Genomic DNA, 24,371 nt, shown 5'->3' on the forward strand with positions numbered 1-24,371 from the left:
ATGCGCCTCGAAGTGACCTGCCAAGACCGAATCGGTTTAACACGTGAATTACTTGATCTTTTAGTCCTGCAAAATATTGACTTGAAAGGGATTGAGATTTCACCACAACGTAAAATTTACCTTAACTTCACACCTGTAGATTTTCAGGTATTTAGTACATTGATGGCAGAGATTCGCCGTATTAATGGTGTCATTGATGTACGTCGAATTTACTTTATGCCTTCAGAACGAGAGCATAAAGCTGTTTGGGCGTTATTAAATTCATTTCCAGAGCCCGTTTTGTCTATTGATAATAAATTAAATATCGAATTGGTTAACCCAATGACATTACAATTATTTGGCTACGATGAAACCAAAATTCGTGAGAAAACATTTTCTCAACTCGTTGGTAGCCAAGGTTTATTGCGTTGGTTTGAACGTGAATCACCAGAGCCTTATACAGAAAAAGTCGTTATTAAAGGCCGAGACTATTTAATGCAAGTCACGCCAATTATCTTGGCTGATGAAAATGGTAAATCCCATTGTACAGGTGCAGTGTTATTGCTGAAATCGGCTGAAATTTTAGACCAACAGCGTAAACAAGTGGTTGAAATTGATAAAAGCGGCTTTGAACAAATTATTGCTGTTAGCCCTGTGATGGTAAATGTGGTTGAACGGGCAAAACGTATAGCGATGCTTGATGAACCCTTGTTACTTGTGGGTGAAACAGGAACAGGGAAAGATATTTTAGCGAAAGCTTGCCATTTACATAGCGCGAGGGGGAAAGAACCTTTCTTAGGGTTAAATTGTGCTTCGATGCCTGATGATGTGGTGGAAAGTGAATTATTTGGTTATGCCGCAGGGGCGTATCCAAATGCAGTTGAAGGTAAAAAAGGTTTTTTTGAACAAGCAAATGGTGGCACTGTTTTACTTGATGAAATTGCAGAAATGTCGCCTCAAATGCAAATTAAATTATTACGTTTTCTAAATGATGGGACATTCAGGCGTGTTGGCGAAGAGCGGGAAGTGAAAGTGAATGTTCGCGTGATTTGCGCTACGCAGAAAAATTTACCTCAGCTAGTCGCAGAGAAGAAATTTAGGGAAGACCTTTACTACCGTTTAAATGTGTTAACACTAGCTATACCGCCATTACGTGAACGCAAAGAAGATATTTTACCGTTGACTAAAGCATTTGTTGCGAGTTTCTCGAAAGAATTACATATGGCTGAACCTAAATTAACGCCTTCATTAATTGAGTATTTGGGAAGTTATGACTGGCCGGGCAATGTAAGGCAGTTAAGAAATGCACTTTATCAAAGTTTAACGCAATTAGATGGCCATATTTTAGATGCAGATAACGTCCAACTGCCAACTGTTGCGAACACACCTGCTCTGGCGTTAGATTCACTTAATGGTTCTCTAGATGAAATAACGAAGCGTTATGAAGCTTCTGTGTTGTCACGTTTATACCGTGATTATCCAAGTACGCGCAAATTAGCAAAACGTTTGGATATTTCTCATACAGCAATTGCCAATAAGCTGAGAGAATATGGCCTCAATACCAAAAAAGAGCAAGATTAAATACAATGAGTAAAAGATTAACATTCATATTAGCTGCAATATTGGTTGGAGTGAGTACACCAATGATGGCGGAAACATCGATACCAAATAATGAGCTAAACCAATATTGCCAAGATACTGTGCAAACTATGGATGAAATCTATGAAAATGGTGCGTTGACTAAATGCTATTTTACGGGTGATTCAATCCTAGAAGCCTATCAACACTACCGAGTAGGGTTGGTTGATGGGCAACAATTCTTAACTAAAAAGCTAATGATAAAAACAGATATGGATATGCCATGTCCATCTGAAGGGTGTGTTGCTATTCGCTACCGTTGGAATGGTGGTCAGAACTTAAAAATTGAACAGGAATTCGAAGGTGGGGAAACTCACCTACAATTTAGGCAAAATAGTGATGGGACATCACTAGAAATTACTAAACACCTTGATTAATTCATTTCTTTATTAACCATTCGGCGGGGAGGCGATAAAACGCGCTTGTCTTGCTGAATGCTTATTTTTCTGTTTAACCACTCATATTTAGATTTCAAACGGGCAAAACCCGACTAATACTATTGCTAATTGGTGATTTTTCCTGCTATATAATAAATATAGCAGCTGTTTATGGGTACCTAATCTCATTCAATAGGTTAAAGCCTACAAGGAGTCGCCATGGATCAATTCACCATTAATTTTGTTGTAAACCTTAAGTTGCGTGAATACATGAGTCAGTCTCATTATAAAAATGATATGTTTGAGTCTGCGGCATCGGCTGCTGAATTGTATTTAATGAATAAAGCGGCTGTGAAATATTTAACCAAAAAAAACCGTTTTACGTGGGAAGCCTTAGTAAAAAATGGTTATAAACCCCGCGATTTAATTATCGATATTTTGACATCGTGTTGCCCTGTGACACAGGAGCAAGCATTAAAAGTATTAAGCACGTTATCGCACACATTGATTTCACTCATGAGCGGTAATAAATTGTTTGCGAATGTCGTTAATGCGAAGAACCATCACCCACTCTATTGGGCACATGTTGATTGACTTGATATTTTGTTGCAGCAAGGTGAAAGCGGGAAATAAACCTTCCCGCTTGGTGGTGACCTAAATAATATTAAATCACTTATTTTAAACTGTTTAAAGCATCGTCATAGTCAGGTTCTTCAGTGATTTCTGGTACTAATTGACTATAAATAACATTGTCATTTTCATCTAAAACGACAACAGAGCGAGCGGTGAGGCCTTTTAAAGGGCCACTTGCGAGAGCAACACCATAATCATCAGCGAAAGAATCACTACGAAAAGCGGATAGCATAACAACATTGTCTATACCTTCTGCACCACAAAAACGAGCTTGTGCAAATGGTAAATCGGCTGAAATGCATAGAACCACTGTGTTATCTAAAGCACTAGCCAGTTGATTGAACTTGCGAACTGATGCCGCACAAACACCGGTATCAACACTTGGAAAAATATTTAAGATTTTACGTTTGCCTGCATACGTTTCTAAAGTTGCTTCACTGAGATCTTTCGTAACAAGGGTAAAAGGCTTTGCTTTTGTTCCTGCTTGTAAAAATACGCCATTAACTGCAACATCATTGCCTTTTAGTTTAACTGTTTGCGACATGAATATTCTCCCGTTTATAAATTGAGTCACTGGTTACTTAATCTGTTTTTTAAAGAAAAGTCTTCGCGATTAAAGGCTTTCATAGATAAAGTGACACAGTGTTGAGTTTTATACTCTATTAATGACCAAAATTTATACTGCTGCCTACATTGACTTACTGTATACCTTAAGTTGTGTGTGGGGCAAGTGACTCATTAACACGGCGACATAACGATAAATTAAGTTTCTTATTAAGGTATCACGTCGGATGATTATATAACTGTTAAGCCTTGTTAATGCCCACATTTTTTATCATACCTTTTTCAAAGTACTCTGTTGAGTGTAACAAAAGCTCGTTAGCCTGTATCCATTTCTTTAGCAACCTATAATTTATAGGATAAAATATCATGATCTTTAATGTTATTTTATTGGACGCAGCGACTCATAAAATTTTGGGATAGCGACGCGCTCCAAGGCTCAGATCTATTTAAGCTTACAATACGCTAAAGAAAACCTAGGATATGGATTTTTTAAAGCTCAAAGCATATGCTGCATAAAGGAAAAATTGTGAATAAAGAGGGGGCTCAACAGATTAATATTGTTCATACTCTGTCTCTATTCAAATCACTTAGCTAAATCTGATTTTTAGTTAAATTTACATATTAACCAGATAGAAAATAAAATGCATAAACGTCCATTCACACCTTTAACTATTTTATTTGCTTCAGTTTTTTTTACTACACCTGCTATTAGTGCAGTTATTCCTGCGGGGACTGTTTTAGCTGAAAATCAGGAAGTGACTCGCCACCTTAAAGATGAACCAGCTTCTTTGGACCCAGTGAAATCCGTAGGGTTAACAGAAGCACAAGTCATGCGAGATCTTTTTGAAGGTCTAGTTAACCAAGATAAGCATGGCAAACCTATTCCTGGAACTGCGCTTAATTGGAGTACATCGGATAACCGAGTTTGGATATTTAATCTTCGTCCTGATGCACGCTGGTCTAATGGTGAACCGGTGACAGCACAAGATTTTGTTTATAGCTGGCAACGGCTTGTTTCGCCTAATACGACGTCCCCTTTTGCTTGGTTTGCTGCATTAGCTGGTATCAACAATGCACAAGATATTATTGATGGGGAATTGCCTGTCGAGCAACTTGGTGTGGAGGCAGTTGATCAACACACGTTAAAAATTGTGTTAAATAAACCAGTCCCGTATTTTCCATCTCTTACTGCTAATTTTAGTTTATTTCCAGTACATCGCGAAACCGTTGAGAAATTTGGTGCTAATTGGATAAAAGTAGGAAATCTCGTTGGTAATGGTGCATTTGTATTATCTGACCGTGTTGTAAATGAAAAAATTGTTTTAACGCCAAATACAAATTATTGGGATCATAAAAATACGGTGGTTACTAAGGTGACTTTTGTACCTATTAATCAAGAATCTCATGCAACAAACCGTTATCTAGCTGGGGATTTAGACATTACAGAATCATTCCCCAAGCAACGCTATCAAAAATTGTTAAGGGATATTCCTAATGAGGTTTTTACACCAGATCAATTAGGGACTTATTATTACGCTTTTAATACACAACGTGCGCCAACGAGTGATGTTAGGGTCAGAAAAGCGTTGTCTATGGCGATTGACCGCCAATTAATTGCGAGCAAGGTATTAGGGACAGGAGAAAAGCCGGCTTATTATTTTACTCCAGATGTTACTGACGGGTTTAAACCAGAGAAAGGCTTATATAACAGCTACTCGCAAAAAGAATTAGACCAGCAAGCGAAAGTTTTGTTGCAAGAAGCTGGGTTTGGTACAAATCGCCCGTTGAAATTAACATTATTGTATAATAGTTCAGAAAACCATCAAAAAATAGCCATTGCTATTGCTTCTATGTGGAAGAAAAAATTAGGTGCTGAAGTTAAGTTAGTTAATCAGGAGTGGAAAACATATATTGATAGCCGTAATACTGGGAACTTTGATGTTATCAGGGCATCATGGATTGGGGATTTTAATGAGCCGTCGACATTTTTGTCTTTATTAACATCACAACATAGTGGCAATATTCCAAAATTTAATAGCCAGCAATATGATGACGTTATGGGGTCCGCCAGTATTGAGACCAATGAGCGATTACGTAACCAATATTATAATAACGCGGAAAAAATTATTGCTAAAGAGGCACCTATTGCTCCTATCTATCAATATACTAATGCACGTTTAATTAAGCCTTGGTTAAAGGGGTATCCGATTGAAAACCCAGAGGATGTGGCCTATAGCCATAGTTTTTATATCATAAAACACTAACGTAACATATTAAATATTTACTTAGCCTGTACTAGGTATAGGCTAATTTTTTAAGTTAGTATCTAAAAAAACTCCTTCCTCTGGAGAAAGGGAAGGAGGACCAAAAAGGAATAAACACTACCTTTTTATAATAAAAAATTTATAAGTTATTTTATTGCTCGTTTGTGTCAACGATGTGTCTTTTTTTAGCAAAAATGGCGATATTTTACTATTTATCATGGTCTATTTGTCTTCTATGGGTTTTTATTGTTCTGCGCTTTTGATTTCAAACATCGCCTTGAAATAATTGCAATACTTCATTTATTCGATTAAAAATAATATATTGTTAATAAAAGGGAGAAATTGCATGGGGCTGATTTATGGTTCATTATTTCAAAACTCAAATCCTGTACATGCGTTTCAGTTAAATGGGGACGGTGGGCTGCTGCCACTTGATGTTAATGCGAGTGCCAGTCAGCAATCGCCATTTTGGCTTCATTACGATTATAAAGACCCACAAAGTTTTAATTGGATCCAACAATCGGGTTTATTTAATGACCAAGTAAAATCAGCGCTATCAGGTCATTCTGGTCGTTGGCGGTTGATCCGGGTTGGTGATGGTATTTTATTAACACTGCAAACCTTAAATACTAATGTCGGTCAGCGTCCTGAGCAGTTAATTGCTTTTCGTGTATTCATTAACAACCGGATGATAATTTCAAGTCGCCACCGAAAAGTTAATTCACTTGACCCTGTTATCGATGATTTAAAACAAAGCGTGGGCGCACAAAGTACGGGAGATTGGTTAGTTGAGGTTGCTGATTCGATTACGGATGAAATAAGTGATTTTACTGACTCTCTGCATGAACGCCTAATTGATATGGAAGATTTTATATTAAATAGCCAAATTCCGGAAAGAGGGGAGCTTGCTTTACTTCGCAAGCAGATCATTGTAGTTCGCCGTTACATGGCTCCTCAGCGGGATATGTTTTCACGTTTAACGACTGAAAAATTACTGTGGTTAGATGATACCGACCGTCGTCGAATTCAAGAAATATCAGATAGATTAGGGCGCTGTATTGAAGATCTCGATGGTTTTATCGCTCGTACCGCGATTATTTCTGATGAGATAACTAATATGATGACAGAGATGATGAATCGTCGTATCTATACAATGTCATTAATGGCGATGATATTTTTACCCACTACTTTTTTGACAGGGTTGTTTGGTGTTAATTTAGGCGGGATACCAGGAAATGAGTTCCGTTTTGCTTTTAGCGCCTTTTGTGTTTTATTGGCGATCTTAATTGGAACGGTCTTATGGTGGTTGAGAAAAAGCCGTTGGCTCTAAAATTGATGACTTATTATTTATAACCCAACCTAGTTTGAGATAAATCAATAAAACCAATGGGGTTTTAGGGCAGTATAAGTCCTGCAGGTGAATGCAACGTTGAGCGATGAACGTTGTGCTCCATAATTGTAGTTTTTCTCATATTGAGTTCTTATACAGAATAATTGACCACTGTAATGCCGATGTTGATTACATCGGCTTTTTTTTTTGCTTAAAATCCGACAAAAAATAACCTCCGTTATGGAGGCTATAGGTTAATTATTTCACTTCTACGATATCAAGACGTTGTGTAATAAAATCTGGGGTATCATCTTCATCAGTAAAAGCTTGCAGTGGGATTTCTTCTCGATCAAATGCTAAATCTCCACCATCGATGATGTCATCGCCGTGAGAAATATTTTTGAAATCAAAAAGCTCGGTATCACATAAATGAGATGGAACAACATTTTGGGTGGCACGGAACATGGTTTCAATTCTACCAGGGTAGCGTTTATCCCAATCACGTAACATTTCTTTGATCACTTGCCGTTGCAGGTTTGGCTGTGAACCGCAAAGGTTACAAGGAATGATGGGAAATTGTTTAGCTTGTGCGAAACGCTCAATGTCTTTTTCACGGCAATAAGCCAGAGGGCGAATAACGATATGTTTTCCGTCATCGCTCATTAGTTTAGGTGGCATACCCTTTAATTTACCACCGTAAAACATATTTAAGAACATGGTTTGCAAAATATCATCACGATGATGACCAAGCGCTATTTTTGTCGCGCCTAATTCTGTGGCTGTGCGGTATAAGATCCCACGACGTAAACGGGAGCATAGGGAGCAGGTTGTTTTGCCTTCCGGAATTTTTTCTTTAACAATGCCATAGGTATTTTCTTCAACAATTTTGTATTCAACGCCAAGGTTGTCAAGATAGGCGGGTAAAATATGTTCAGGAAAACCCGGTTGCTTTTGGTCTAAGTTTACAGCCACCAATGAAAATTGGATTGGTGCACTTTTTTGCAAGCTTTGTAGAATGGAAAGTAAGGTATAACTGTCCTTGCCACCGGATAAACAAACCATTATCCGGTCACCATCCTCAATCATATTGAAATCAGCGATCGCTTGGCCGACATCACGGCGGATCCTTTTTTGCAGCTTGTTTAAGTTGTATTGTTCTTTATTGTTTGTCATTCTAAATTATTCTTCATTGTTGCTGGTTGTTACGCAATTAGCTGTAAATTAATTGTTTTTTAGCTTTGTGATGTTCATGGTTGGGTGTCACTTTTCGGTTATTTTTGCCTGAAAAAATCAAAAAAACCAAGTCCCAAGATTAGAAATAAATAGCTAACAGACACAAAACTAAAAAACATTCCTAGCATAGAAATTTCTTAGCCTGTAATGATAGCAGATGGTTGGGGGCTTTCGATACTAATTAGTAAAAAAGCTTTATTATGTGTCTTGCTTCTTGACTAGTGTGATAGTTTGGCAAGCAACTTGAGGAGGTACATTAACTTGAAAAATAATGGGTAAGCTCTAATTGATGAGTCGAAGTCCAATCTAAAATGGTAGAGCTAAAAATGTAGGGTTAATACTATCGTACAGCTAGTTAACTTTGTTTAATTTTTTGAGTTCATTATATTAAATGAGCGATTTTTTCTAAAAATATTTGAGTTACGTAAACAGAGTCAAAATTAGCTTATATTAGATTTGAGTTATTAAATATACCGCTATTAATATTTCTATTTTTATAGAGGGGTGACAAAAAATGCCCTGTAGTGTTAATTAATAACGCGTGATTAATATTATGATTTTAATTTGGTGATTAATTTTGTTTTTTATAAAGTTACCGTTATATTTGTAAATATAATGAGTAATAGTGTAAGTTGATGATTGTTTTTGATTTTGTTTTTTTGTTAATTATCAATAAGTTATGGTATTTTTCTGGTAAATAAAAAGTTAATAAACCTAATTTTAATATTGATGCTTTAATCTATTTACTTGAAAGTTTCGACTTATATATTATATTTAATATATGTAGGCGTTGTTATTAACTGAATTAGGAGATAGATATGAGAATTAAAAAGTTATTTGCCATTTTTATATTCGCCTCTATATCAGTGATGGGTATCGCAGGGTGTTCATCAAATCAAAAAATAGAGACTGTTGACGGCCGGGCTATTATTTCAGATGGAAAACCTGAAGTGGATAGCGAAACAGGACTGGTTTCCTATAAAAATGCTGAAACGGGTGAGATTGAGCAGATAAACAGAGACCAAATAAAAAATATGAATGAGTTACAAAATTAATTAAGTTCATATATTGTTTTGGTGTTAATTTAATCGCATTCATCGATGTACTTTAGCTAGGTCATTGATGTGATAAAAAACCTCTTTATGTAGAGGTTTTTTATTTGTTCGGATAGGTAATTGAAACCTCCAAAGTACAATACTGTCGCTAGAAGGGATATGATGGTACAACTAAGATAGAAGTTGGTGTGGTTAAGTAAAAATGGAATAGAAAAATTTATAGTTTTTATCTGATTGAATACTAATAAACAAGTGATTAACCTAGATAAAAATGGAGGAAACATGCCTACAATAAACCCGATGGAGTTGATTTCATATACTATAGCAAATACCATAAAAATGGTGGTCACCCCAGTAGAATATATCGTTCAAAGTGGGGCTATAGGTGATGTGGTATTTATCAGTTGGCTATTTATAGGGTAAAAATTCTGCACTATATTAATAGTTATCGCTTGTGTTTATCTGGAAAGAAGGAGGGTTTAACTTCCTTCTGACTGGTTAAATAGAACTAAATAGTGAATTCATCACACAGTTTTTGTAATCTCATGAGAAACCTACCAACATGAAAACCATCACAGACAGCATGATGTACTTGTACTGCTAGTGGAAGTAATAATGTATCGTTCTCACTGTAAAATTTCCCTATAGTAAAAATTGGGGCGAAATTTTTTGTTATATCAGAGATATTCAAATTAAAGCTATCAAATTCTACCCATGGCAAAGATGATATATAAAAGAGATTGTCAGCTTGTATTGGCTGAGGAGATAATTTGGGGTTATCTTTGTACAATATCAACTGTTGATGATAATTCTCCATAAATTGGCAAATATCATCAGAATACTCGCACCATAAAGCAGAAAATGTTTCAGTTTCTTGGTGGAAAATTGTAAAGCTTGGGTTAATTTTATCCCATAAAATAAGCTCACCATTTTTTTTGGCTAATTTAAACTCATCGTAGGTATTTGCCACTTGTGATAGCAAATAAATAATAACTGGGTAAAAACTATAATTTGTTGAATCTATTTGCTTTTTTAAATTGGTGATATTTATCTTCGTTGTTAAACTAAAACCACAGTTTATAAGTTGGTCGTATACATGGAAGTGCTCTTTACGTTGCCATGTATCAACGTTAAATTTTATGTAATTCACTTTTAAACCCTTCTAATAATAAATGGAAATTTTTTATTAGAAGGGGAGTTTTTCTGCTTTTAGTAACATTATGATAGCCCCTTGTATAATGGTTATAATAGATTAATATTTTACTGAATAGTTATATCTTGTCGAGTTAAATGTGACATAATCTAAATAAGAGCGTCCTTAGTGTACAATCATAAAGGTAATACTATAATTTAGAAGATGGTTCTGCATCAATATAAATATCAAACAGCACCTTAAGATCAACCTTGAATACCTTAGAAAGTAATACAAGGTGGTCTATAAATATAGATAGGGAGCCATCCTCATATTTTATATAGACGCGTTCAGAAACAGAAATCAGTTCTGCTACTTGCTTTGTCGTTAATTGACTTTCTAGACGTTTTTCCTTAATAAAATTACCTAATACGATGTTACCAACTTTGTTTTTCTTCATAATAGCCATTTTTTCAGTGAGTTTTTTAGTGATTATCGTAGATGAAAATTAATATTCAATGGGTAATAATCTGTAAAATGAAAGATTAAAGTTATTAATAAGCAATGTTAATTTAAACTAATTTAATTTGAATAGTTTAGCTATCAAAATTTAATGATATTTTATATGTGCTATATGTTTGAAATTAGTAGGATGTATCATGATGAATGATAAATTATGATTATTACACTAATAAGTATGCTGAATAGATTAGATTTAATTAGTAGATACTACCTTCTAATGCTATTGAAGGCAGTATCTATTGTTAGCCTGATAATCAAATAGATAATGCGATTTCCACCGCTTTTTGAGCATGGATAGCTGTCGTATCAAATACTTTGGCTGTGGTATCTTTTTCATTAACTAATAATGTAATTTCAGTACATCCGAAAATAATCCCTTCGGCTCCTTGTTGTACTAATGATGACATAACCCGTTGGTATTCTTTTTTTGATGCTTGGTTTATTTTCCCTAAACAAAGCTCATTATAAATAATCTCATGAATAATTTTTCTATCATTAAGATTAGGTGTTAATACGTCTAAATTAAATTTATTTGTTAGCCTATCTTTATAGAAAGGTTGCTCCATAGTAAACGAAGTTCCCAGTAACCCTATTTTTTTTAAACCATATTGTACTATCCGCTCACCTGTTGCATCAGCAATATGTAGTAGAGGGAGGTTAGTTTCCATTTCAATTGCCGTGGCAACTTTATGCATTGTATTCGTACATAGAACAAGGAAATCAGCGCCTGCAAGCTTTAAACGATTCCCTGCCTCAGCTAAGCATTGAGCTGCCAAATCCCATTGACCATTGGCTTGGTAGTGTTCTATCTCGGCGAAATCTACACTATATAAAATAATTTTTGCAGAATGTAAGCCACCTAAATGTTGTTTAATGCCTTCATTAAGTTGTTGATAATAAAGCAGAGTAGATTCCCAGCTCATACCACCAATAAGTCCAATTGTTTTCATTGTGGGGCTCCGTATAACTGACAGTTTTAGTTTTAACTATACTAATATTTTATCAATAATCACAATGCGATAGCATTATAAAGATGACTGTTTTTTACTTATATAAAAATATGCATGGTCTTAAACCTAAGTTTAATCTGTTTTTATATTTGGCTTATGTATGGTATTAATTTCATTTAAACATTACTTATTGCATGGTCTTTGGCTGTTGATGTAATAAAAATCAAATAAAATGAGCTAAGTTAACAATATTTACGTTTTAAAGATGGATTTTAAATGATATACAGTTATTATCATAAATGAAATCACATGCATAATATTGGTAAGGTAATGGCGACCATCAAATGAATTTTTTTAAAATAATCATTGCGATACTTATTTTTGGTGCTGCTTTTCTATTAGGGGCACTATATATGAAGCCAACCCAATTAAGTTTAGTTGAGCAAGTCAAAAAGAATGTTAATGATGTTTTGGCATACCCGCAAGCCGCTGAGTTTAGAAATATAGAATATCACTTCGCTCGTTATACTGCCGATAAAGGTAAGGTTGGTTATGTATGTGGGGAAGTTTATCGGTATAAAAATGATAAGCCTGACGGATTTAAACGTTTTATCGTTAAAGCGTATACGAATGATGAAGGTCGAATGGATATTTCCATTCCATTTGTTGATGGCGGTCATGAAATACTGTTGCCAGAACAGGTCAACCAAATTTGGCATGACAAATGTTCTAGCCCAGCATCTCCGTTAGAGTCGTTACCGTAGCTATTTGTATTTATTGCTGTCAGTAGCTTGTTATAAGGCAATGCTAGGCGGTGTTTGGGTCGATACATTTTAATGCTGCTGGGCGGTTTATCATTCTATGATAATAATCGATTAAAAATGGAGTGTTCGGTCGATTTAAAGGTGTTAGTAGCCAACGCTGAATAGACAGTGTTACAACAATATCTGCCAGGGTAAAATACTCCCCGCATAGGTAGTCGTAGTGGTTTTTTGTGGTCTTATTTTGTGCTAAAACAGAATCCAGTATTAGCATCTTTTCGTTCCATAAAACAATACTGGATTCTACTAGCTCATAGTGTTGTAAATAGAAGGGGTCTCTTCTAATTAGGGCCATGAAAGCGGCTCGCCAAGCAGGGTTTAGTTCAGCGCTTTGCCAATCCATCCATTTTTCAACTTCGGCTCTAGCAAGAGGGTCTGTTGGTAATATATTCCCATGTTGGGTTGTTGCTGCTAAATAGCGACATATTGTATTGCTTTCCCATAATGCTCCTTGGTCATGAATTAATACTGGAATGAGTGCATTAGGGTTTAGTTTTAAGTAGTTTAGTTGTTTTAGAGATTCTGTATTTCCCCATTGGTCTTCATGAATAAATTCAAGGTTCAGTTCGTGTGCTGTCCATAACACTTTACGAACATTAATTGAGGATGTTCGACCTAATATCTTTAACATTTTATCTAGCCCCTTAAAAATAATAATATTCAACTAACATAGATAGTTATGTTATGCAATTGTATTTTTATAGTTATTGCGGTAACCCCGCCTACGGTGATTGAAATAAAACCCAGCTGTAGTTACGGGAGTGAACTAATAAGAATAACTGGATTATATATATTTATATTAATGGTATACTAATTGAGTTGTAGTTGGTTTTGTTATTGATACAAAACAAAAAAAACCTTTGTGGTCAACGATGACTATATTTGTTGATATTCATTTTTTTAATGAATTTTAATTTAGTAGTTTAAGGAGTCGATAATGGTTAGTAATAATAGCGCACGTCGTTTATTAGGTATGCCTTACAAATTGAGCCGTTCTAAGAAGAATATTCGAGTGTCTATTGGTTCTAAAGATAATATTGCTGTAGCAGTCCAAAAAAACAAAGCAACAGAAAAGAAAACATATCATTCAATTACCGTTTTTTACCCTGAATATGTAGTCGGTTAATTATTATTTTTAACCCTCTAGTACCCTCTAGGGGGTTAAAATAACACTCTTCACTTAGTTTTTAATAAAAAACTCATTTCTTATCCTATTTTTAATACGAAATAAATTAATCATATTTAGCTGAATATAATTTTTTATAACAATAATTGTAGTCAGAAATATAATTAAACATTAAGATTCCATCCATTGTATAAAATGAAAAATAATGATTACGATTAGGCGCTTTTGGATGAAATCTTACTGTTGGTTGTTGTTTTTGTGTTATATGTTTTTAACAGGGTGTTCTACTCAATTTAAATCAGATGAAAAAACAAATCGTTTAAAATTCAGTATCCAACATGCCAATACTATTCCTATTAAAGATTCCGTTGAACCACTTGCTGTTTCCGACATGTTGCCTGGCGATATTCTTTTGTCTTCAGCGACAGGGTTAAACTCGTGGGGAATTAGGCTATTTAGTATTAGTGGTGTAAGTCATGCATCTATTTATTTGGGACTTGGTGAGGTTGCTGAATCTGTTGGCAGTGGTGTGAGAGTTATTTCATTGAACCAAGCCGTAAGGGATTCGAATAATATGGTGGTATTGCGACAGTCGGGTCTTACATCACTACACGCAGATAAATTACGTGAATTTTCGATGCGTAATGATGGGCGTAAATATAATTATAAAGGTATTGTGATGATAGCCCCTTGGATGGTGACAAAAAGAATATGTGAACTACCATTAATTGGTGAAACAATACGCAATTTTTGTCTACAGACGTTAGCTAAAGTCCAGTTAGGTGATGACGTAGACCAAGCAAATGGTTTCTTTTGTTCTCAGTTCGTTATTGATGCATACAAATATGCAGGTATTCCTTTATTTGAAGGAAATTCATCATGGATAACCCCAGCAGATATATTACATATGCGTACAGGGGATGTGCCAACGTTTATGCCAACTCAGCGCTTAGTTTATGTTGGCCATTTGAAATCGTGGAGCTTCAGTAACGCTATCTTTAAAAAATAGCGCATTGTTTTACAAGCAAAAAAAAGGCCAACGTATTAAGTTGGCCTGCTAAACTGGAAGCAATGTGAGCAATGTCGTTTGTGATAAACTTGAGTAATTTACTCAAGTATTCACGAGGTAAAAGATAACCATTCTCATTTAATAAATCAACCCCTTTTTTTGTATTGCTACTCATTCTTTATTTCTACTGATTTATTTTATTTATGCATGAAAAACAACTAGTTAATGTTAATTAAGCTGTTTTTTTTGTGTTTTTACTAATAATTTTATTTAAAAAAAATCGTTTAATGCGATTATTTCAGCCTAGATAATCGACTATAGAGTGTATTCAGTATGAGAAAACTAAAAATTGGTGTCGTAGGTTTAGGCTCAATTGCGCAAAAGGCGTACTTACCCATCTTAACCAAGGAAGATAATTGGGAATTAATAGGCGCATTTTCGCCGAATCAATCGAAAGCCAGATTAGTTTGTGACAGATATCGAATAGAGCTATTTAGTCGTCTTGATTCTCTCGCTCAGCAGTGTGATGCGGTTTTTGTACATAGTGCTACTGCAAGCCACTATGAGGTCATAAAAAGGTTATTAGATTTAAATGTGCATGTTTATGTCGATAAACCATTAACTGAGCAGATTGAACAGTCTGAGCAATTAATTGAATTAGCAGACCTTCGACAGAAAGGGTTAATGGTTGGTTTTAATCGCCGGTTTTCACCTTTCTACATGGCTTTAAAATATGACTTACAAAATATTTCTTCACTTCGTATGGAAAAACATCGTACGAACAGTGTTGGACCAAAAGATGTTAGGTTCACATTATTAGATGATTACTTGCATGTGGTCGACACCGTAATTTGGATGGCGGGGGCTGACTCAGAGGCGAAATTAATCAGTGGAAATATTCAAGCAACATCACAAGGTGAACTTTTTTACGCGGAACACCATATACAAGCAGGGCTATGTTGGCTAACGACATCTATGCATCGAAAAGCTGGGAGCCAACAAGAGAAACTGATTGCTGTGGCAGAAGATAGCATACACCAAATAACCAATATGAATCATTGGCGAAGTGAAGACGGCACTGGTATTCATGAGGCAAATCCCGGAAGTTGGGATTCAACCTTACTACAACGTGGTTTCGATGGGGCAATTCGTCACTTTATTGACTCGGTTTCAAACCAGTCTCAACCATTGATCAGTGGTGAGCAGGCGATTATGGCTCAAAGGCTGGTTGAAAAAATGATTTTAGAATCAAAGCAAATGGCGAATACTTAATTAAATAGTTAGAGTTAAATATAAAGTCGATTATCATTTTTTTATTTCAGCAGCCATGATAGTGAGATCCCCATATGCTAAACTTAACAAATAGTTCAGAGGTGTTATTTATTGCGGGTTTTGGCCCCATTGTTGTTGATCACTCAATGAGTCAGCATTTTTATTTGGATGTACTAAAACTGCCCTTAAAACCAATAGAAGAGGGGAGTCAGTATTTGACTTGTGAGCAAGATGCTCTCAATGGAACTAAACATTTTGCACTTTGGCCGATTGAGCAAGCAGCATTGTCTTGTTTTAAAGAACGACAATGGCCAGTTGAAATTCCTATCCCCCAAAGTTGGATGGAATTTGAAGTTTCAGATATTGATAAAATCACTCAAACTTGCCTCGAACATGGCTATAAATTATTAGTCTCTAATCAAATTGAGCCTTGGGGACAAACGGTAACTCGTTTGTTAAGTCCTGAAGGTATTCTTATTGGATTAACAGTTACACCTTGGTTAAGAGAATAGCTTTAAATTATCGCTAGAGATCTCATTTATCTTTGTGAATGAGAGACATTCTTAGCTAATTGTTTATAATTTTATGGTAAATCTTAATTTTAACTATTTTGTGGAGGGGTTATGTATAAAACGATTCTGGTCCCTATTGATTTAACTGAAGATGAATTAACCAGTAAAGCGGTTCGTCATGCTGTCAATCTTGCAAAACAATCGGGTGCTAACATTCATCTTATTCACGTTTTGCCTATATCATCTGCAATTATTAATGCCTATGCTTTGGGTTACATGGAAATAAAAGACCGTGCAACAGTTAAAGCAGAAGAGGATATGAAAATGCTAATGGATTCTATAGATCTACCTCATGATCATGTTAGCTACACCATTACATTTGGTTCCCCTCGTGATGAAGTGATTAATACTGCAAAGGATATCAATGCTGATATTATTGTCATTGGTTCACGCCGCCCGAATATCACGACTCATCTTTTAGGCTCTACAGCTGCGGGTATTGTTCGTTACGCAGAAACTTCAGTGCTTGTTGTTCGTTAATTTACAGATAAGAACCTACCTATAAATGTAGGTTCTTTCTAAATAGGATTTCTTTAGTTATAAATTTAGTGGGTAAAGTATAGAATCTATTTTATTTATAGTAAGGAATTTTTGAATCCCTATGGAAAAATTTTCAAAAGAATTATTACGTATTGAGTATTTCTTGCTTCGAGTTTTGCGTTTTTATTTGTTATCGCTTTTGGTGTTTTTCCTCGGGTTATTGCCCGGTATTATCGGTTTCTATTGTATAGAAGGTCACTCACTGATTGAGTCAATGCTAAATGCATTATCAATGCTAAGTGGGCAACCAATAGAGCCTGCACCGATTACGCGTGCTGGTCGCTTTTTTATTGCTATTTATGGTTTATTTCTACAAAGTGTTTTTATTATCAGTATTGGCTTGATTGTAACACCCTTTATTCATCGTATTTTGCATAAATGGCATTTAGAAGAATAGGTCTATTTTTTGTCGTAATGTTAGGGAAGTTCACAGCTTTTTTACAATAGAAATACTATACTTTTATCGATGAAATAGTAAATATTCACCCGCACTTCCTAACGATTAAATCGTAAAAATTAACTAAAATACGGTTTAAAAGAGGATAAACACAATTAAAGAGGGCATCATATGTATAAGACAATTTTGGTTCCCGTGGATATATCTGAAGATGTACTAACAGATAACGCATTAAAACATGCTGTTTACTTGGCTAAAATGACTAATGCGACAATTCACTTATTCCACTCAGTACCTGATGTTTCAAGGTTCTCTATGAGCTATAGCTATCATTATGATTTACTGTCTTCTTTCGCTAAAAAAGCAGTAGAACGTTCTGAAGAGCAATTAAAAGAAATTATTGAAAAAATTGATTACCCTTCAGACAAAATCACTTATAAGGTTGAATTTGGTTCACCAAGAGATAAAGTGTTATCAGAAGCTGAAAGTATTAATGCTGATTTAATTGTAATCGGTTCTCGTAATCCGAGTATTTCAACCCATTTATTAGGTTCTAATGCTTCAGGTATTGTTTCTTACGCTAAAATATCAGTACTTGTTGTTCGCTAGAAAGAATTGCAAGTAAGAATAAAAATACAGCCTAATTTTAGGCTGTATTTTTTTAGGTGATATACATGAACGAAACTACTTCGTTTTGACCGCTTCTTTCGCTTGTTCAATAGCTTTAAGGGCTTGGCTACAGGCTTGCTCTTGGGCATCATCGGGGTAGCTTGCTAATGCCTTTTTCGCCTCTTCTAATTGGGATTTCATTAAGGCAATTTGCTCTCCCGCATTAGCTTCGTCTTTGTATTGTTCTTCTGCTTGTTTAACCAGATCATTCATTTCTTTAAAATAGGTATCACATGTTGGCCCTGCACTTGCATTAAAAGCGGTTAGAGCCACAAATAGACCACAGATTAACGGAAGAGTTCTTTTCATCATAATTTCGCTTTTAAAAGTCATAATATAATCAGGATAACATTCCATATAAAAAAACGCACCACTCAAAGGTTGCTAATGTTTTTAAGATATAAAAATTACATACATATTAAGACTATTCCTTTCCATAACTTGGCGTTATAGCATATTTTGCAAAATAGAAATGATAATCATTCTTGACTTAGTGCAGCGAAAAAGTGTACATTCAAGTACACTTTATTGGTATGAGAGAATAACTATGGCAAATAAAATTATAGTCAGCACAGAGAACTGGCCTGTCTGTGTAATGAATACCTTTCCTACATCAATGGATGAAACACGCTTATGGGTAGAGGAAATGGATTTACTATTAGCGAGAAGAGAGCAATTTGTGTTGGTTTATCCGCCAATTGCCGTGCAAGAAAAACCATCGAGGGAAGATATGGAAGGGATGAAATATGTACGCCGTTGGCTAAAATATGCAAAAGAACCTATGGAACAACATTGCCGTGCCATGGTTGTGACGTTGCAACCAGATGGCAGCGATAAAGAAGAAAAAGAACGTATGGCACCTATGTTATCAGAATTGTATGGTCCTGAAGTTTTGTTAGCCGTTGATGTTAAAACAGCCAAAGAGCAAGCTGAGTTAGCTTTAATTTAGTTATATTGCAGTGGAACTTATTTTGCGTATATAGCTGGCAATGATATCAACAGAAAGGGTGATTTGTTGTTCAATAAATTCATCGCTAGGTTTGAAATCAGCGACACAAAAAGTTGTAATGAATACATCCGCTTTTAACATTTCTAGGAAACGGGAAGAAATACTTAGGAGTGTTGTTTCATCCACTTTAACATCAGGTAATTGACTGAGTTTTTGTGTGAGTGAACGGTAGCTTTTTACAGGGCCTTGTTCAAAAAAGGCCTGACTGATTTCGGGGAATCGGTTATATTCGCCAAGAATTAGCCGATATAAACCAATGGATTGTGGCTTAAGGACATTCAAGAGAAAGCGGGAACCGTAAAATGATAAAACCATTTCAATTGTATCGAGTTTTGGAGCTTTTTCATTTGGCTCAATAAAGATGTCATCTATCATAGCGGCAACCACGGCTGCAAATAACCCTTCTTTATCACCAAAGTTTTTGTACAGGGTAGAACGAGAACCACCCGCTCGCTCAATAATCATATCCAAAGTCGCCCCTTCAAAACCATACTGAAGAAAAATATCAGCAGCGGCAGTGATTAATGCTTGATTACGGCGTTTCCCTTTTGGGGTTTTAGCCACTAATGGGTTATTCATAAATGATTAATCTTCCCCTTTTTACTCAACAACAAAATAATGTTATCAATTTTACCAAAATAGTTTGAATCAAGTCACCTTATTCGCGCTTTTACCTGAAAGAGATCATAAATTCAACGTATGTTTAGCTCTATGATATTTTAGAGGTTAACATGTTTAAGTCGATATCTGAATGGATGTCATTAGGGGGGACGAGATGGTAGGGTGTGCAACAGAGCAAAACGTCAGCGAGAATGAATCAATTAATAAGCAGAGAGAAATAACCAGGCTGTGTATCGAGTGTGGTTTACTTCTCTTACAGCATGGTGCCGAAAGTATGTTAGTTGAACAACTTACGACACGTGTTGGTATTGCTCTTGGGGCAAGTCAAGTTGATAGTGCAATTTCATCGAATTCACTGGTATTGACCACAATTATTGATGGGCGTTGTTTAACATCCACTCGTCGTATTATTGATCGTGGGATTAACATGCATGTTGTTACTGAGGTTCAACATGCGGTGATCCTTGTAGAGCATCATTTATTAGACAGTAAACAATTGCAGAAAAAACTGTCGTTAATTAAACCGTTACGTTACCCCCGATGGTTAATGGTATTCATGGTGGCATTATCTTGTGCTTGTTTTAGTACCTTAAATGGCGGGGGCTGGGAAAGTGCATTGATTACATTTATAGCCAGTGGATGTGCGATGTATATTCGCCAAGTCTTAACGTCTCACCAAATGAACCCGTTGATTAATTTCTGTATGACTGCGTTTGTTGCCACCTCCGTTTCAGGCCTATTGTTGAAGATCCCATATTTGGCGGTTACAGAAACCATCTCGATGGCAGCAAGCGTATTGCTGTTAGTGCCTGGTTTTCCGTTGATCAATGCGGTTGCTGATATGTTCAAAGGGCATGTCAATACAGGGGTTGCACGTTGGACCATGGCAAGTTTGCTGACATTAGCGACATGTATTGGTGTGGTAGTTGCTATGACAATATGGGATTTAAGAGAATGGGCATAAGTTTTCTACTTGAATTAGCTGAAAAGATGGCGTTAGCTGCAATCCCTGCGGTAGGTTTTGCTATGGTATTTAATGTTCCTGCTAGAGCATTAAAATATTGTGCATTATTAGGCGCGATTGGTTATGGCTCTAGAATTGTATTAATTGAATTTGGTTTACAAATAGAATGGGCCAGTTTTGTATCCGCTATACTCGTTGGGGTGATTGGTATTCAGTGGTCTCGCTGGTGGTTAGCACACCCTAAGGTTTTTACTGTCGCTGCGGTGATACCGATGTTTCCGGGAATTAGTGCTTATATTGCGATGATTTCGGTCGTGAAAATCTCTCAATTTGGTTATAACCCTGAGTTAATTGAGGTTTTAGTTACTAATTTTCTCAAAGCATCTTTTATCGTTGGGGCATTATCTATTGGTATCTCGTTACCTGGTTTATGGCTTTACCGCAAAAGGCCGAGTGTTTAATGATAAATTAAAAGTAACAGTTTCTACTAACTTTGCATAAATTCTCATCATGGTTTTAATAGATAAAATTGAGTGACTCCTGATACCATTTGTGTTTTTATTTGATTAGAATAGATGTATATTTTCTTATATACTTTAAGGTGTTAGCGTTAATCCTATCACCTTATTCTTATTTTTTGCTGTTATTCTAGTCATCGGTGCTATTTTGAAACAATCCAGTGTATTTAAATACGTTAAACGTTTTATTCCTTTTATAATTATTCTTTTTTCCATTCCTGCATTTTCATCACCAAATTCGTTTACAGAAGCTAAAGTTCTCAGTAAAAATCAGGTGTATAAAGACCAAAATAAACAGGGCGAAGGGACCCTATATTGTGGTTGTCAGTGGGAATGGTCAGGCAAAAGCGGTGGACAAGTTGATTTAGCCTCCTGCGGCTACCAAGTGCGTAAACAGCAAACACGTGCTCAACGAATTGAATGGGAGCATATTGTTCCGGCGTGGGTCTTTGGGCATCAACGACAATGTTGGCAAAAAGGCGGCAGAAAAAATTGTGTTTCAACTGACCCAGTATTTGGGATGATGGAGGCTGATTTGCATAATTTGGCTCCATCCATAGGGGAAGTTAATGGTGACCGAAGCAATTACCGTTTTGGGCAATTGGGCAATGATGTAGCTTATCCGTATGGAATGTGCCAGAGCCGTGTAGACTTTGCACAGAGGGTATTTGAGCCCCGTAATGAAGTCAAAGGCCAAGTTGCTCGTGTCTATTTTTATATGCATGACCGTTATAATTTATCGATGTCACGCCAACAGCAACAATTATTAATGGCTTGGGATGAAAAATATCCGCCTAGTCAGTGGGAAATGCAACGAGATGAGCGAATAGCAAAAGTCATGGGGCATCATAATCCATTTGTGACAGGGGAAAAAAAATGGCGTTTAAATCATAAAAATACAGGGGAAGGGTTGCGTGTTTCACAACCGTCATCATCCACTTATAGTCACAATCAGCAACGAGTGACAAATAGACCTGAATCCTATGAAATCAAAGGCAACATTAACTCAAAAAAATACCATTTTTCACACTGTTCAGGCTTTAAAACCACCGCAGATAAAAATGCTAAAATGTTTGCAACAGAGGCCGAGGCTAAAGCAGCTGGTTTTATATTAGCGGGAAATTGTAAACCACGTTGACGATATGTTTATTTCACCTAACTAGGTAATTATTTGATTAGCTTATTTTATTTTTTAGCTATGACACCAAATGTTTTTTATCACAAAACCATTAAAAAATGTTAGAAAAATGTTGCTTTTCGAAAAAAAATAACGCTATATTTAATGTAAATAAAAAACTGTAGCAAAAACATGAGCTCATCGGGTTTCAAAAAATGTTGCAGTTTGTCATATTAATGTCATACAGATTCATTAGTTTAAAGGTATCGCTGTCACAGGAGAAACTAATGGGAAATAATTGTTTATTTAGGTGTATGAAAAACCGGTTACCACTCCATCATGGAACTGTCATGGTGAGATTGGTAACCGGTTTTTTATTGGTGACTTTTCTGAAATGAAATTATATCGCCAAGCACAAGTTCCACCATTAACTATGAGCTTGAAGGGAGCTCCTCTCTGTTTTGAATAGTCCGTCATTTGAATTGACATCACTGATACCTGGAAGGGTTAATACTATGAGTAGACAGAAAGCTGCAACAAAGGCACGTCGTGAAATGAAACGTTCATCACGTAAAGACCGTTCTGGTCGGTTTGATATGAATAATGTTGCGTCTTTTGCTGAATTTACAGGCATTGAGCCTATTGGTATGGCAAAAGAACGTCGTGATGAATCTCCTATCTTGCCAAGAAATGACGCTCAAAAGCTCTATATTAATTCCATTAAGCATAAGCAATTAATTTTTGCTAATGGTGAAGCGGGGTGTGGGAAAACCTACATAAGTACTGCACTTGCTGCGGATGCGTTAATTCATAAAGATATCAATAAGATTATTGTGACAAGACCTGTTCTTCAAGCGGAGGAAGATCTCGGTTTCTTACCGGGGGATATGTCGGAAAAATTTGCACCTTACTTTCGTCCTGTCTATGACGTTTTGCTGAAAAGGTTAGGAGCCTCTTTTTTACAATATTGTTTACGTCCTGAAATTGCTAAGGTGGAAATAGCGCCATTTGCCTATATGCGTGGTAGAACCTTTGAAAATGCGATTGTAATTTTAGACGAAGCGCAGAATGTCACAGTCACACAAATGAAGATGTTTTTAACCCGATTAGGTGAGAATGTGACGGTAATTGTTAATGGTGACGTCACACAATGTGATTTACCTGAGAATGTGCCATCAGGGTTGGCAGATGCATTACAACGTTTTAGTAGTGATGAAATGGTCTCAATGGTGAATTTCACGATTGAAGATTGTGTTCGGTCACAATTGTGTCATAAGGCATTGTTGGCTTATAACCATTAATATCGTCATTATTGCTGATGCCCCGTGGTTAGTTACGGGGCATCTTGTTTAATCTGAAAGCGGTTGATTAGTGATATAACATTTCGTGCACAATTTGTTCATCGGTTAAAGTATAAGGGTAGTAGGTTGGCCAATTTTCTAGTTGCCCTAATAATTTTTCTTGCGAATCATTACCCATATATAAATGGAAGTGGCCCGAGGTTTGCGGCTCAATGATATGGTCGCTAAATTGAATATATTTTGGTGCTTTCGAGTTTGCGTCTTGGCACTCAAATAAATAGCGAACACCTTTTTTCCCCGAAACGTAATTCAGTATTTTATAACCAGAATATGTGTAGTGGCAGCTATTTACGACACCATTTTGGGTAAATTCGATAATGTCATTTTCAATACCGATGCTATCAACATCCGTTGCATAGCCTTTTTTATAATACTCTCGGTACTCTTCAACGGTTTTATCTTTATTTTTTTTCGCTTTATTTTCGAGCACTTCATCAAGTTTTCCATTTAATAATAATGGGTTGACGGATACCCAAATACCTTGCCAATCACTCAGTGACCTATTTTTGACATCAGCATCATCAAAAACCCCTTTGGAAGCTTGAAGTGCTTTTTCTGATTGGGGATGAGCGTGACTGTGTGAACCATGAGAAGTTGCAGTAAAGCTGGTTACAGCAAGAACAGTGCATAAGCTCGCTTTTAGAATTGCCATTTTGTACACAATAATTTTCCCTATTTTATCGAGTGGATAAGAAAAT

Annotated in this window: 30 protein-coding genes; 20 read left to right on the forward strand and 10 right to left on the reverse strand. The window is 36.0% G+C overall.

What is annotated here, in order from left to right; genetic code table 11:
• From tyrR to P3L56_RS09105, 3 genes are all read left to right on the forward strand, one after another.
• Entirely contained in the window at positions 1-1,560 is a 1,560-nt protein-coding gene (gene tyrR / locus P3L56_RS09095) for a transcriptional regulator TyrR (protein WP_042843998.1), read from the forward strand.
• 5 nt (positions 1,561-1,565) lie between these two features.
• Positions 1,566-1,994 (forward strand): hypothetical protein, encoded by a 429-nt coding sequence (locus P3L56_RS09100; RefSeq protein ID WP_042843997.1) that lies wholly within the window; start codon positions 1,566-1,568, stop codon positions 1,992-1,994.
• Between the two features lie 219 nt (positions 1,995-2,213).
• The gene (locus P3L56_RS09105) at positions 2,214-2,588 is read left to right on the forward strand and encodes a hypothetical protein (protein ID WP_042843996.1); all 375 of its coding nucleotides are present in this window, start codon (positions 2,214-2,216) and stop codon (positions 2,586-2,588) included.
• A gap of 79 nt (positions 2,589-2,667) precedes the next feature.
• On the opposite strand, the gene tpx is transcribed toward P3L56_RS09105, so the two are convergent.
• The gene (tpx, locus tag P3L56_RS09110; protein WP_042843995.1) at positions 2,668-3,171 is read right to left on the reverse strand and encodes a thiol peroxidase; all 504 of its coding nucleotides are present in this window, start codon (positions 3,169-3,171) and stop codon (positions 2,668-2,670) included.
• A gap of 661 nt (positions 3,172-3,832) precedes the next feature.
• Here tpx and P3L56_RS09115 point away from each other — a divergent pair.
• Positions 3,833-5,455: an ABC transporter substrate-binding protein gene (locus P3L56_RS09115; protein WP_198861331.1), complete on the forward strand. Its 1,623-nt coding sequence runs from the start codon at positions 3,833-3,835 to the stop codon at positions 5,453-5,455.
• Positions 5,456-5,801: 346 nt separating this feature from the next.
• Positions 5,802-6,785, forward strand: coding sequence for a zinc transporter ZntB (gene zntB / locus P3L56_RS09120; protein ID WP_272686009.1), 984 nt, complete (start codon positions 5,802-5,804; stop codon positions 6,783-6,785).
• Between the two features lie 258 nt (positions 6,786-7,043).
• On the opposite strand, the gene ttcA is transcribed toward zntB, so the two are convergent.
• Positions 7,044-7,958 (reverse strand): tRNA 2-thiocytidine(32) synthetase TtcA, encoded by a 915-nt coding sequence (gene ttcA, locus P3L56_RS09125; RefSeq protein ID WP_042843992.1) that lies wholly within the window; start codon positions 7,956-7,958, stop codon positions 7,044-7,046.
• Between the two features lie 878 nt (positions 7,959-8,836).
• Here ttcA and P3L56_RS09130 point away from each other — a divergent pair.
• On the forward strand, positions 8,837-9,073 hold the full coding sequence (locus P3L56_RS09130; RefSeq protein WP_272686008.1) for a YgdI/YgdR family lipoprotein: 237 nt from the start codon (positions 8,837-8,839) through the stop codon (positions 9,071-9,073).
• A gap of 282 nt (positions 9,074-9,355) precedes the next feature.
• Positions 9,356-9,496 (forward strand): hypothetical protein, encoded by a 141-nt coding sequence (locus P3L56_RS09135; protein ID WP_164975491.1) that lies wholly within the window; start codon positions 9,356-9,358, stop codon positions 9,494-9,496.
• A gap of 85 nt (positions 9,497-9,581) precedes the next feature.
• Here the strand turns inward: P3L56_RS09135 and catA are convergent, their stop codons facing one another.
• From catA to P3L56_RS09150, 3 genes are all read right to left on the reverse strand, one after another.
• Positions 9,582-10,223, reverse strand: coding sequence for a type A chloramphenicol O-acetyltransferase (gene catA / locus P3L56_RS09140; protein WP_129465843.1), 642 nt, complete (start codon positions 10,221-10,223; stop codon positions 9,582-9,584).
• A 193-nt stretch (positions 10,224-10,416) separates the two neighbouring features.
• The gene (locus P3L56_RS09145) at positions 10,417-10,665 is read right to left on the reverse strand and encodes a helix-turn-helix transcriptional regulator (RefSeq protein WP_166684877.1); all 249 of its coding nucleotides are present in this window, start codon (positions 10,663-10,665) and stop codon (positions 10,417-10,419) included.
• 316 nt (positions 10,666-10,981) lie between these two features.
• Positions 10,982-11,677 carry an aspartate/glutamate racemase family protein gene (locus P3L56_RS09150; RefSeq protein ID WP_042843987.1) on the reverse strand — a complete coding sequence of 232 codons (696 nt, stop codon included), beginning with the start codon at positions 11,675-11,677 and terminating at the stop codon, positions 10,982-10,984.
• Positions 11,678-12,090: 413 nt separating this feature from the next.
• On the opposite strand from P3L56_RS09150, the gene P3L56_RS09155 reads away from it, so the two are divergent.
• The gene (locus P3L56_RS09155; RefSeq protein ID WP_208292456.1) at positions 12,091-12,441 is read left to right on the forward strand and encodes a hypothetical protein; all 351 of its coding nucleotides are present in this window, start codon (positions 12,091-12,093) and stop codon (positions 12,439-12,441) included.
• A gap of 43 nt (positions 12,442-12,484) precedes the next feature.
• Here P3L56_RS09155 and P3L56_RS09160 read toward each other — a convergent pair whose 3' ends face one another.
• Positions 12,485-13,129: a glutathione S-transferase family protein gene (locus P3L56_RS09160; RefSeq protein ID WP_210832067.1), complete on the reverse strand. Its 645-nt coding sequence runs from the start codon at positions 13,127-13,129 to the stop codon at positions 12,485-12,487.
• Between the two features lie 306 nt (positions 13,130-13,435).
• Here P3L56_RS09160 and sra point away from each other — a divergent pair, with 306 nt between their 5' ends.
• Together sra and P3L56_RS09170 are read left to right on the forward strand one after the other, a co-directional pair.
• The gene (gene sra, locus P3L56_RS09165) at positions 13,436-13,624 is read left to right on the forward strand and encodes a stationary-phase-induced ribosome-associated protein (RefSeq protein ID WP_048607043.1); all 189 of its coding nucleotides are present in this window, start codon (positions 13,436-13,438) and stop codon (positions 13,622-13,624) included.
• A 229-nt stretch (positions 13,625-13,853) separates the two neighbouring features.
• A complete protein-coding gene (locus P3L56_RS09170) occupies positions 13,854-14,633 on the forward strand; it encodes a YaeF family permuted papain-like enzyme (protein WP_042843984.1) in 780 nt (259 codons plus the stop codon).
• On the opposite strand, the gene P3L56_RS09175 is transcribed toward P3L56_RS09170, so the two are convergent.
• Positions 14,623-14,808 carry a hypothetical protein gene (locus tag P3L56_RS09175; RefSeq protein ID WP_042843982.1) on the reverse strand — a complete coding sequence of 62 codons (186 nt, stop codon included), beginning with the start codon at positions 14,806-14,808 and terminating at the stop codon, positions 14,623-14,625. The genes P3L56_RS09170 and P3L56_RS09175 overlap by 11 nt on opposite strands.
• 158 nt (positions 14,809-14,966) lie before the next feature.
• Between P3L56_RS09175 and P3L56_RS09180 the strand changes: the two genes are divergently transcribed.
• From P3L56_RS09180 to P3L56_RS09200, 5 genes are all read left to right on the forward strand, one after another.
• Positions 14,967-15,905, forward strand: a complete 939-nt coding sequence (locus tag P3L56_RS09180; protein WP_042843981.1) for a Gfo/Idh/MocA family protein — start codon at positions 14,967-14,969, stop codon at positions 15,903-15,905.
• 74 nt (positions 15,906-15,979) lie between these two features.
• Positions 15,980-16,417 carry a glyoxalase gene (locus tag P3L56_RS09185; protein ID WP_131679967.1) on the forward strand — a complete coding sequence of 146 codons (438 nt, stop codon included), beginning with the start codon at positions 15,980-15,982 and terminating at the stop codon, positions 16,415-16,417.
• Between the two features lie 111 nt (positions 16,418-16,528).
• On the forward strand, positions 16,529-16,957 hold the full coding sequence (locus P3L56_RS09190; protein WP_042843978.1) for a universal stress protein: 429 nt from the start codon (positions 16,529-16,531) through the stop codon (positions 16,955-16,957).
• A gap of 121 nt (positions 16,958-17,078) precedes the next feature.
• A complete protein-coding gene (locus P3L56_RS09195) occupies positions 17,079-17,414 on the forward strand; it encodes a hypothetical protein (protein ID WP_042843976.1) in 336 nt (111 codons plus the stop codon).
• 171 nt (positions 17,415-17,585) lie between these two features.
• A complete protein-coding gene (locus P3L56_RS09200; RefSeq protein WP_042843975.1) occupies positions 17,586-18,023 on the forward strand; it encodes a universal stress protein in 438 nt (145 codons plus the stop codon).
• Positions 18,024-18,098: 75 nt separating this feature from the next.
• On the opposite strand, the gene P3L56_RS09205 is transcribed toward P3L56_RS09200, so the two are convergent.
• On the reverse strand, positions 18,099-18,392 hold the full coding sequence (locus P3L56_RS09205; protein WP_042844358.1) for a DUF5339 domain-containing protein: 294 nt from the start codon (positions 18,390-18,392) through the stop codon (positions 18,099-18,101).
• A gap of 238 nt (positions 18,393-18,630) precedes the next feature.
• Between P3L56_RS09205 and P3L56_RS09210 the strand changes: the two genes are divergently transcribed.
• Positions 18,631-19,032, forward strand: a complete 402-nt coding sequence (locus tag P3L56_RS09210; RefSeq protein ID WP_129465846.1) for a hypothetical protein — start codon at positions 18,631-18,633, stop codon at positions 19,030-19,032.
• On the opposite strand, the gene P3L56_RS09215 is transcribed toward P3L56_RS09210, so the two are convergent.
• Complete coding sequence (locus P3L56_RS09215; protein WP_042843973.1) at positions 19,033-19,671, reverse strand: TetR/AcrR family transcriptional regulator; 639 nt, start codon at positions 19,669-19,671, stop codon at positions 19,033-19,035. It lies immediately after the preceding gene.
• A gap of 196 nt (positions 19,672-19,867) precedes the next feature.
• On the opposite strand from P3L56_RS09215, the gene P3L56_RS09220 reads away from it, so the two are divergent.
• The 4 genes from P3L56_RS09220 (at position 19,868) to phoH (ending at position 23,613) form a co-directional block, all read left to right on the forward strand.
• Entirely contained in the window at positions 19,868-20,677 is an 810-nt protein-coding gene (locus P3L56_RS09220) for a threonine/serine exporter ThrE family protein (protein ID WP_042843972.1), read from the forward strand.
• A complete protein-coding gene (locus P3L56_RS09225) occupies positions 20,668-21,138 on the forward strand; it encodes a threonine/serine exporter (protein ID WP_042843971.1) in 471 nt (156 codons plus the stop codon). Before P3L56_RS09220 ends, P3L56_RS09225 begins: the two co-directional genes overlap by 10 nt.
• A 244-nt stretch (positions 21,139-21,382) precedes the next feature.
• Positions 21,383-22,333, forward strand: coding sequence for an endonuclease (locus tag P3L56_RS09230; RefSeq protein ID WP_164975511.1), 951 nt, complete (start codon positions 21,383-21,385; stop codon positions 22,331-22,333).
• 494 nt (positions 22,334-22,827) lie between these two features.
• Entirely contained in the window at positions 22,828-23,613 is a 786-nt protein-coding gene (phoH, locus tag P3L56_RS09235; protein ID WP_042843969.1) for a phosphate starvation-inducible protein PhoH, read from the forward strand.
• A 67-nt stretch (positions 23,614-23,680) separates the two neighbouring features.
• Here the strand turns inward: phoH and zinT are convergent, their stop codons facing one another.
• Positions 23,681-24,325 (reverse strand): metal-binding protein ZinT, encoded by a 645-nt coding sequence (zinT, locus tag P3L56_RS09240; RefSeq protein WP_042843968.1) that lies wholly within the window; start codon positions 24,323-24,325, stop codon positions 23,681-23,683.
• Positions 24,326-24,371 lie beyond the last annotated feature (46 nt).

Origin of the sequence: Providencia sp. PROV024, from assembly GCF_032709665.1 — a bacterium.
GTDB lineage: Bacteria > Pseudomonadota > Gammaproteobacteria > Enterobacterales > Enterobacteriaceae > Providencia > Providencia huashanensis.

Coding starts and splice junctions, on each gene's coding strand:
- tyrR (WP_042843998.1), top strand. CDS start 1: ATGCGCCTCGAAGTGACCTGCCAAGACCGAATCGGTTTAACACGTGAA.
- P3L56_RS09100 (WP_042843997.1), top strand. CDS start 1,566: ATGAGTAAAAGATTAACATTCATATTAGCTGCAATATTGGTTGGAGTG.
- P3L56_RS09105 (WP_042843996.1), top strand. CDS start 2,214: ATGGATCAATTCACCATTAATTTTGTTGTAAACCTTAAGTTGCGTGAA.
- tpx (WP_042843995.1), bottom strand. CDS start 3,171: ATGTCGCAAACAGTTAAACTAAAAGGCAATGATGTTGCAGTTAATGGC.
- P3L56_RS09115 (WP_198861331.1), top strand. CDS start 3,833: ATGCATAAACGTCCATTCACACCTTTAACTATTTTATTTGCTTCAGTT.
- zntB (WP_272686009.1), top strand. CDS start 5,802: ATGGGGCTGATTTATGGTTCATTATTTCAAAACTCAAATCCTGTACAT.
- ttcA (WP_042843992.1), bottom strand. CDS start 7,958: ATGACAAACAATAAAGAACAATACAACTTAAACAAGCTGCAAAAAAGG.
- P3L56_RS09130 (WP_272686008.1), top strand. CDS start 8,837: ATGAGAATTAAAAAGTTATTTGCCATTTTTATATTCGCCTCTATATCA.
- P3L56_RS09135 (WP_164975491.1), top strand. CDS start 9,356: ATGCCTACAATAAACCCGATGGAGTTGATTTCATATACTATAGCAAAT.
- P3L56_RS09145 (WP_166684877.1), bottom strand. CDS start 10,665: ATGAAGAAAAACAAAGTTGGTAACATCGTATTAGGTAATTTTATTAAG.
- P3L56_RS09150 (WP_042843987.1), bottom strand. CDS start 11,677: ATGAAAACAATTGGACTTATTGGTGGTATGAGCTGGGAATCTACTCTG.
- P3L56_RS09155 (WP_208292456.1), top strand. CDS start 12,091: ATGAAGCCAACCCAATTAAGTTTAGTTGAGCAAGTCAAAAAGAATGTT.
- P3L56_RS09160 (WP_210832067.1), bottom strand. CDS start 13,129: ATGTTAAAGATATTAGGTCGAACATCCTCAATTAATGTTCGTAAAGTG.
- sra (WP_048607043.1), top strand. CDS start 13,436: ATGGTTAGTAATAATAGCGCACGTCGTTTATTAGGTATGCCTTACAAA.
- P3L56_RS09170 (WP_042843984.1), top strand. CDS start 13,854: ATGAAATCTTACTGTTGGTTGTTGTTTTTGTGTTATATGTTTTTAACA.
- P3L56_RS09175 (WP_042843982.1), bottom strand. CDS start 14,808: ATGAGTAGCAATACAAAAAAAGGGGTTGATTTATTAAATGAGAATGGT.
- P3L56_RS09180 (WP_042843981.1), top strand. CDS start 14,967: ATGAGAAAACTAAAAATTGGTGTCGTAGGTTTAGGCTCAATTGCGCAA.
- P3L56_RS09185 (WP_131679967.1), top strand. CDS start 15,980: ATGCTAAACTTAACAAATAGTTCAGAGGTGTTATTTATTGCGGGTTTT.
- P3L56_RS09190 (WP_042843978.1), top strand. CDS start 16,529: ATGTATAAAACGATTCTGGTCCCTATTGATTTAACTGAAGATGAATTA.
- P3L56_RS09195 (WP_042843976.1), top strand. CDS start 17,079: ATGGAAAAATTTTCAAAAGAATTATTACGTATTGAGTATTTCTTGCTT.
- P3L56_RS09200 (WP_042843975.1), top strand. CDS start 17,586: ATGTATAAGACAATTTTGGTTCCCGTGGATATATCTGAAGATGTACTA.
- P3L56_RS09205 (WP_042844358.1), bottom strand. CDS start 18,392: ATGAAAAGAACTCTTCCGTTAATCTGTGGTCTATTTGTGGCTCTAACC.
- P3L56_RS09210 (WP_129465846.1), top strand. CDS start 18,631: ATGGCAAATAAAATTATAGTCAGCACAGAGAACTGGCCTGTCTGTGTA.
- P3L56_RS09215 (WP_042843973.1), bottom strand. CDS start 19,671: ATGAATAACCCATTAGTGGCTAAAACCCCAAAAGGGAAACGCCGTAAT.
- P3L56_RS09220 (WP_042843972.1), top strand. CDS start 19,868: ATGGTAGGGTGTGCAACAGAGCAAAACGTCAGCGAGAATGAATCAATT.
- P3L56_RS09225 (WP_042843971.1), top strand. CDS start 20,668: ATGGGCATAAGTTTTCTACTTGAATTAGCTGAAAAGATGGCGTTAGCT.
- phoH (WP_042843969.1), top strand. CDS start 22,828: ATGAGTAGACAGAAAGCTGCAACAAAGGCACGTCGTGAAATGAAACGT.
- zinT (WP_042843968.1), bottom strand. CDS start 24,325: ATGGCAATTCTAAAAGCGAGCTTATGCACTGTTCTTGCTGTAACCAGC.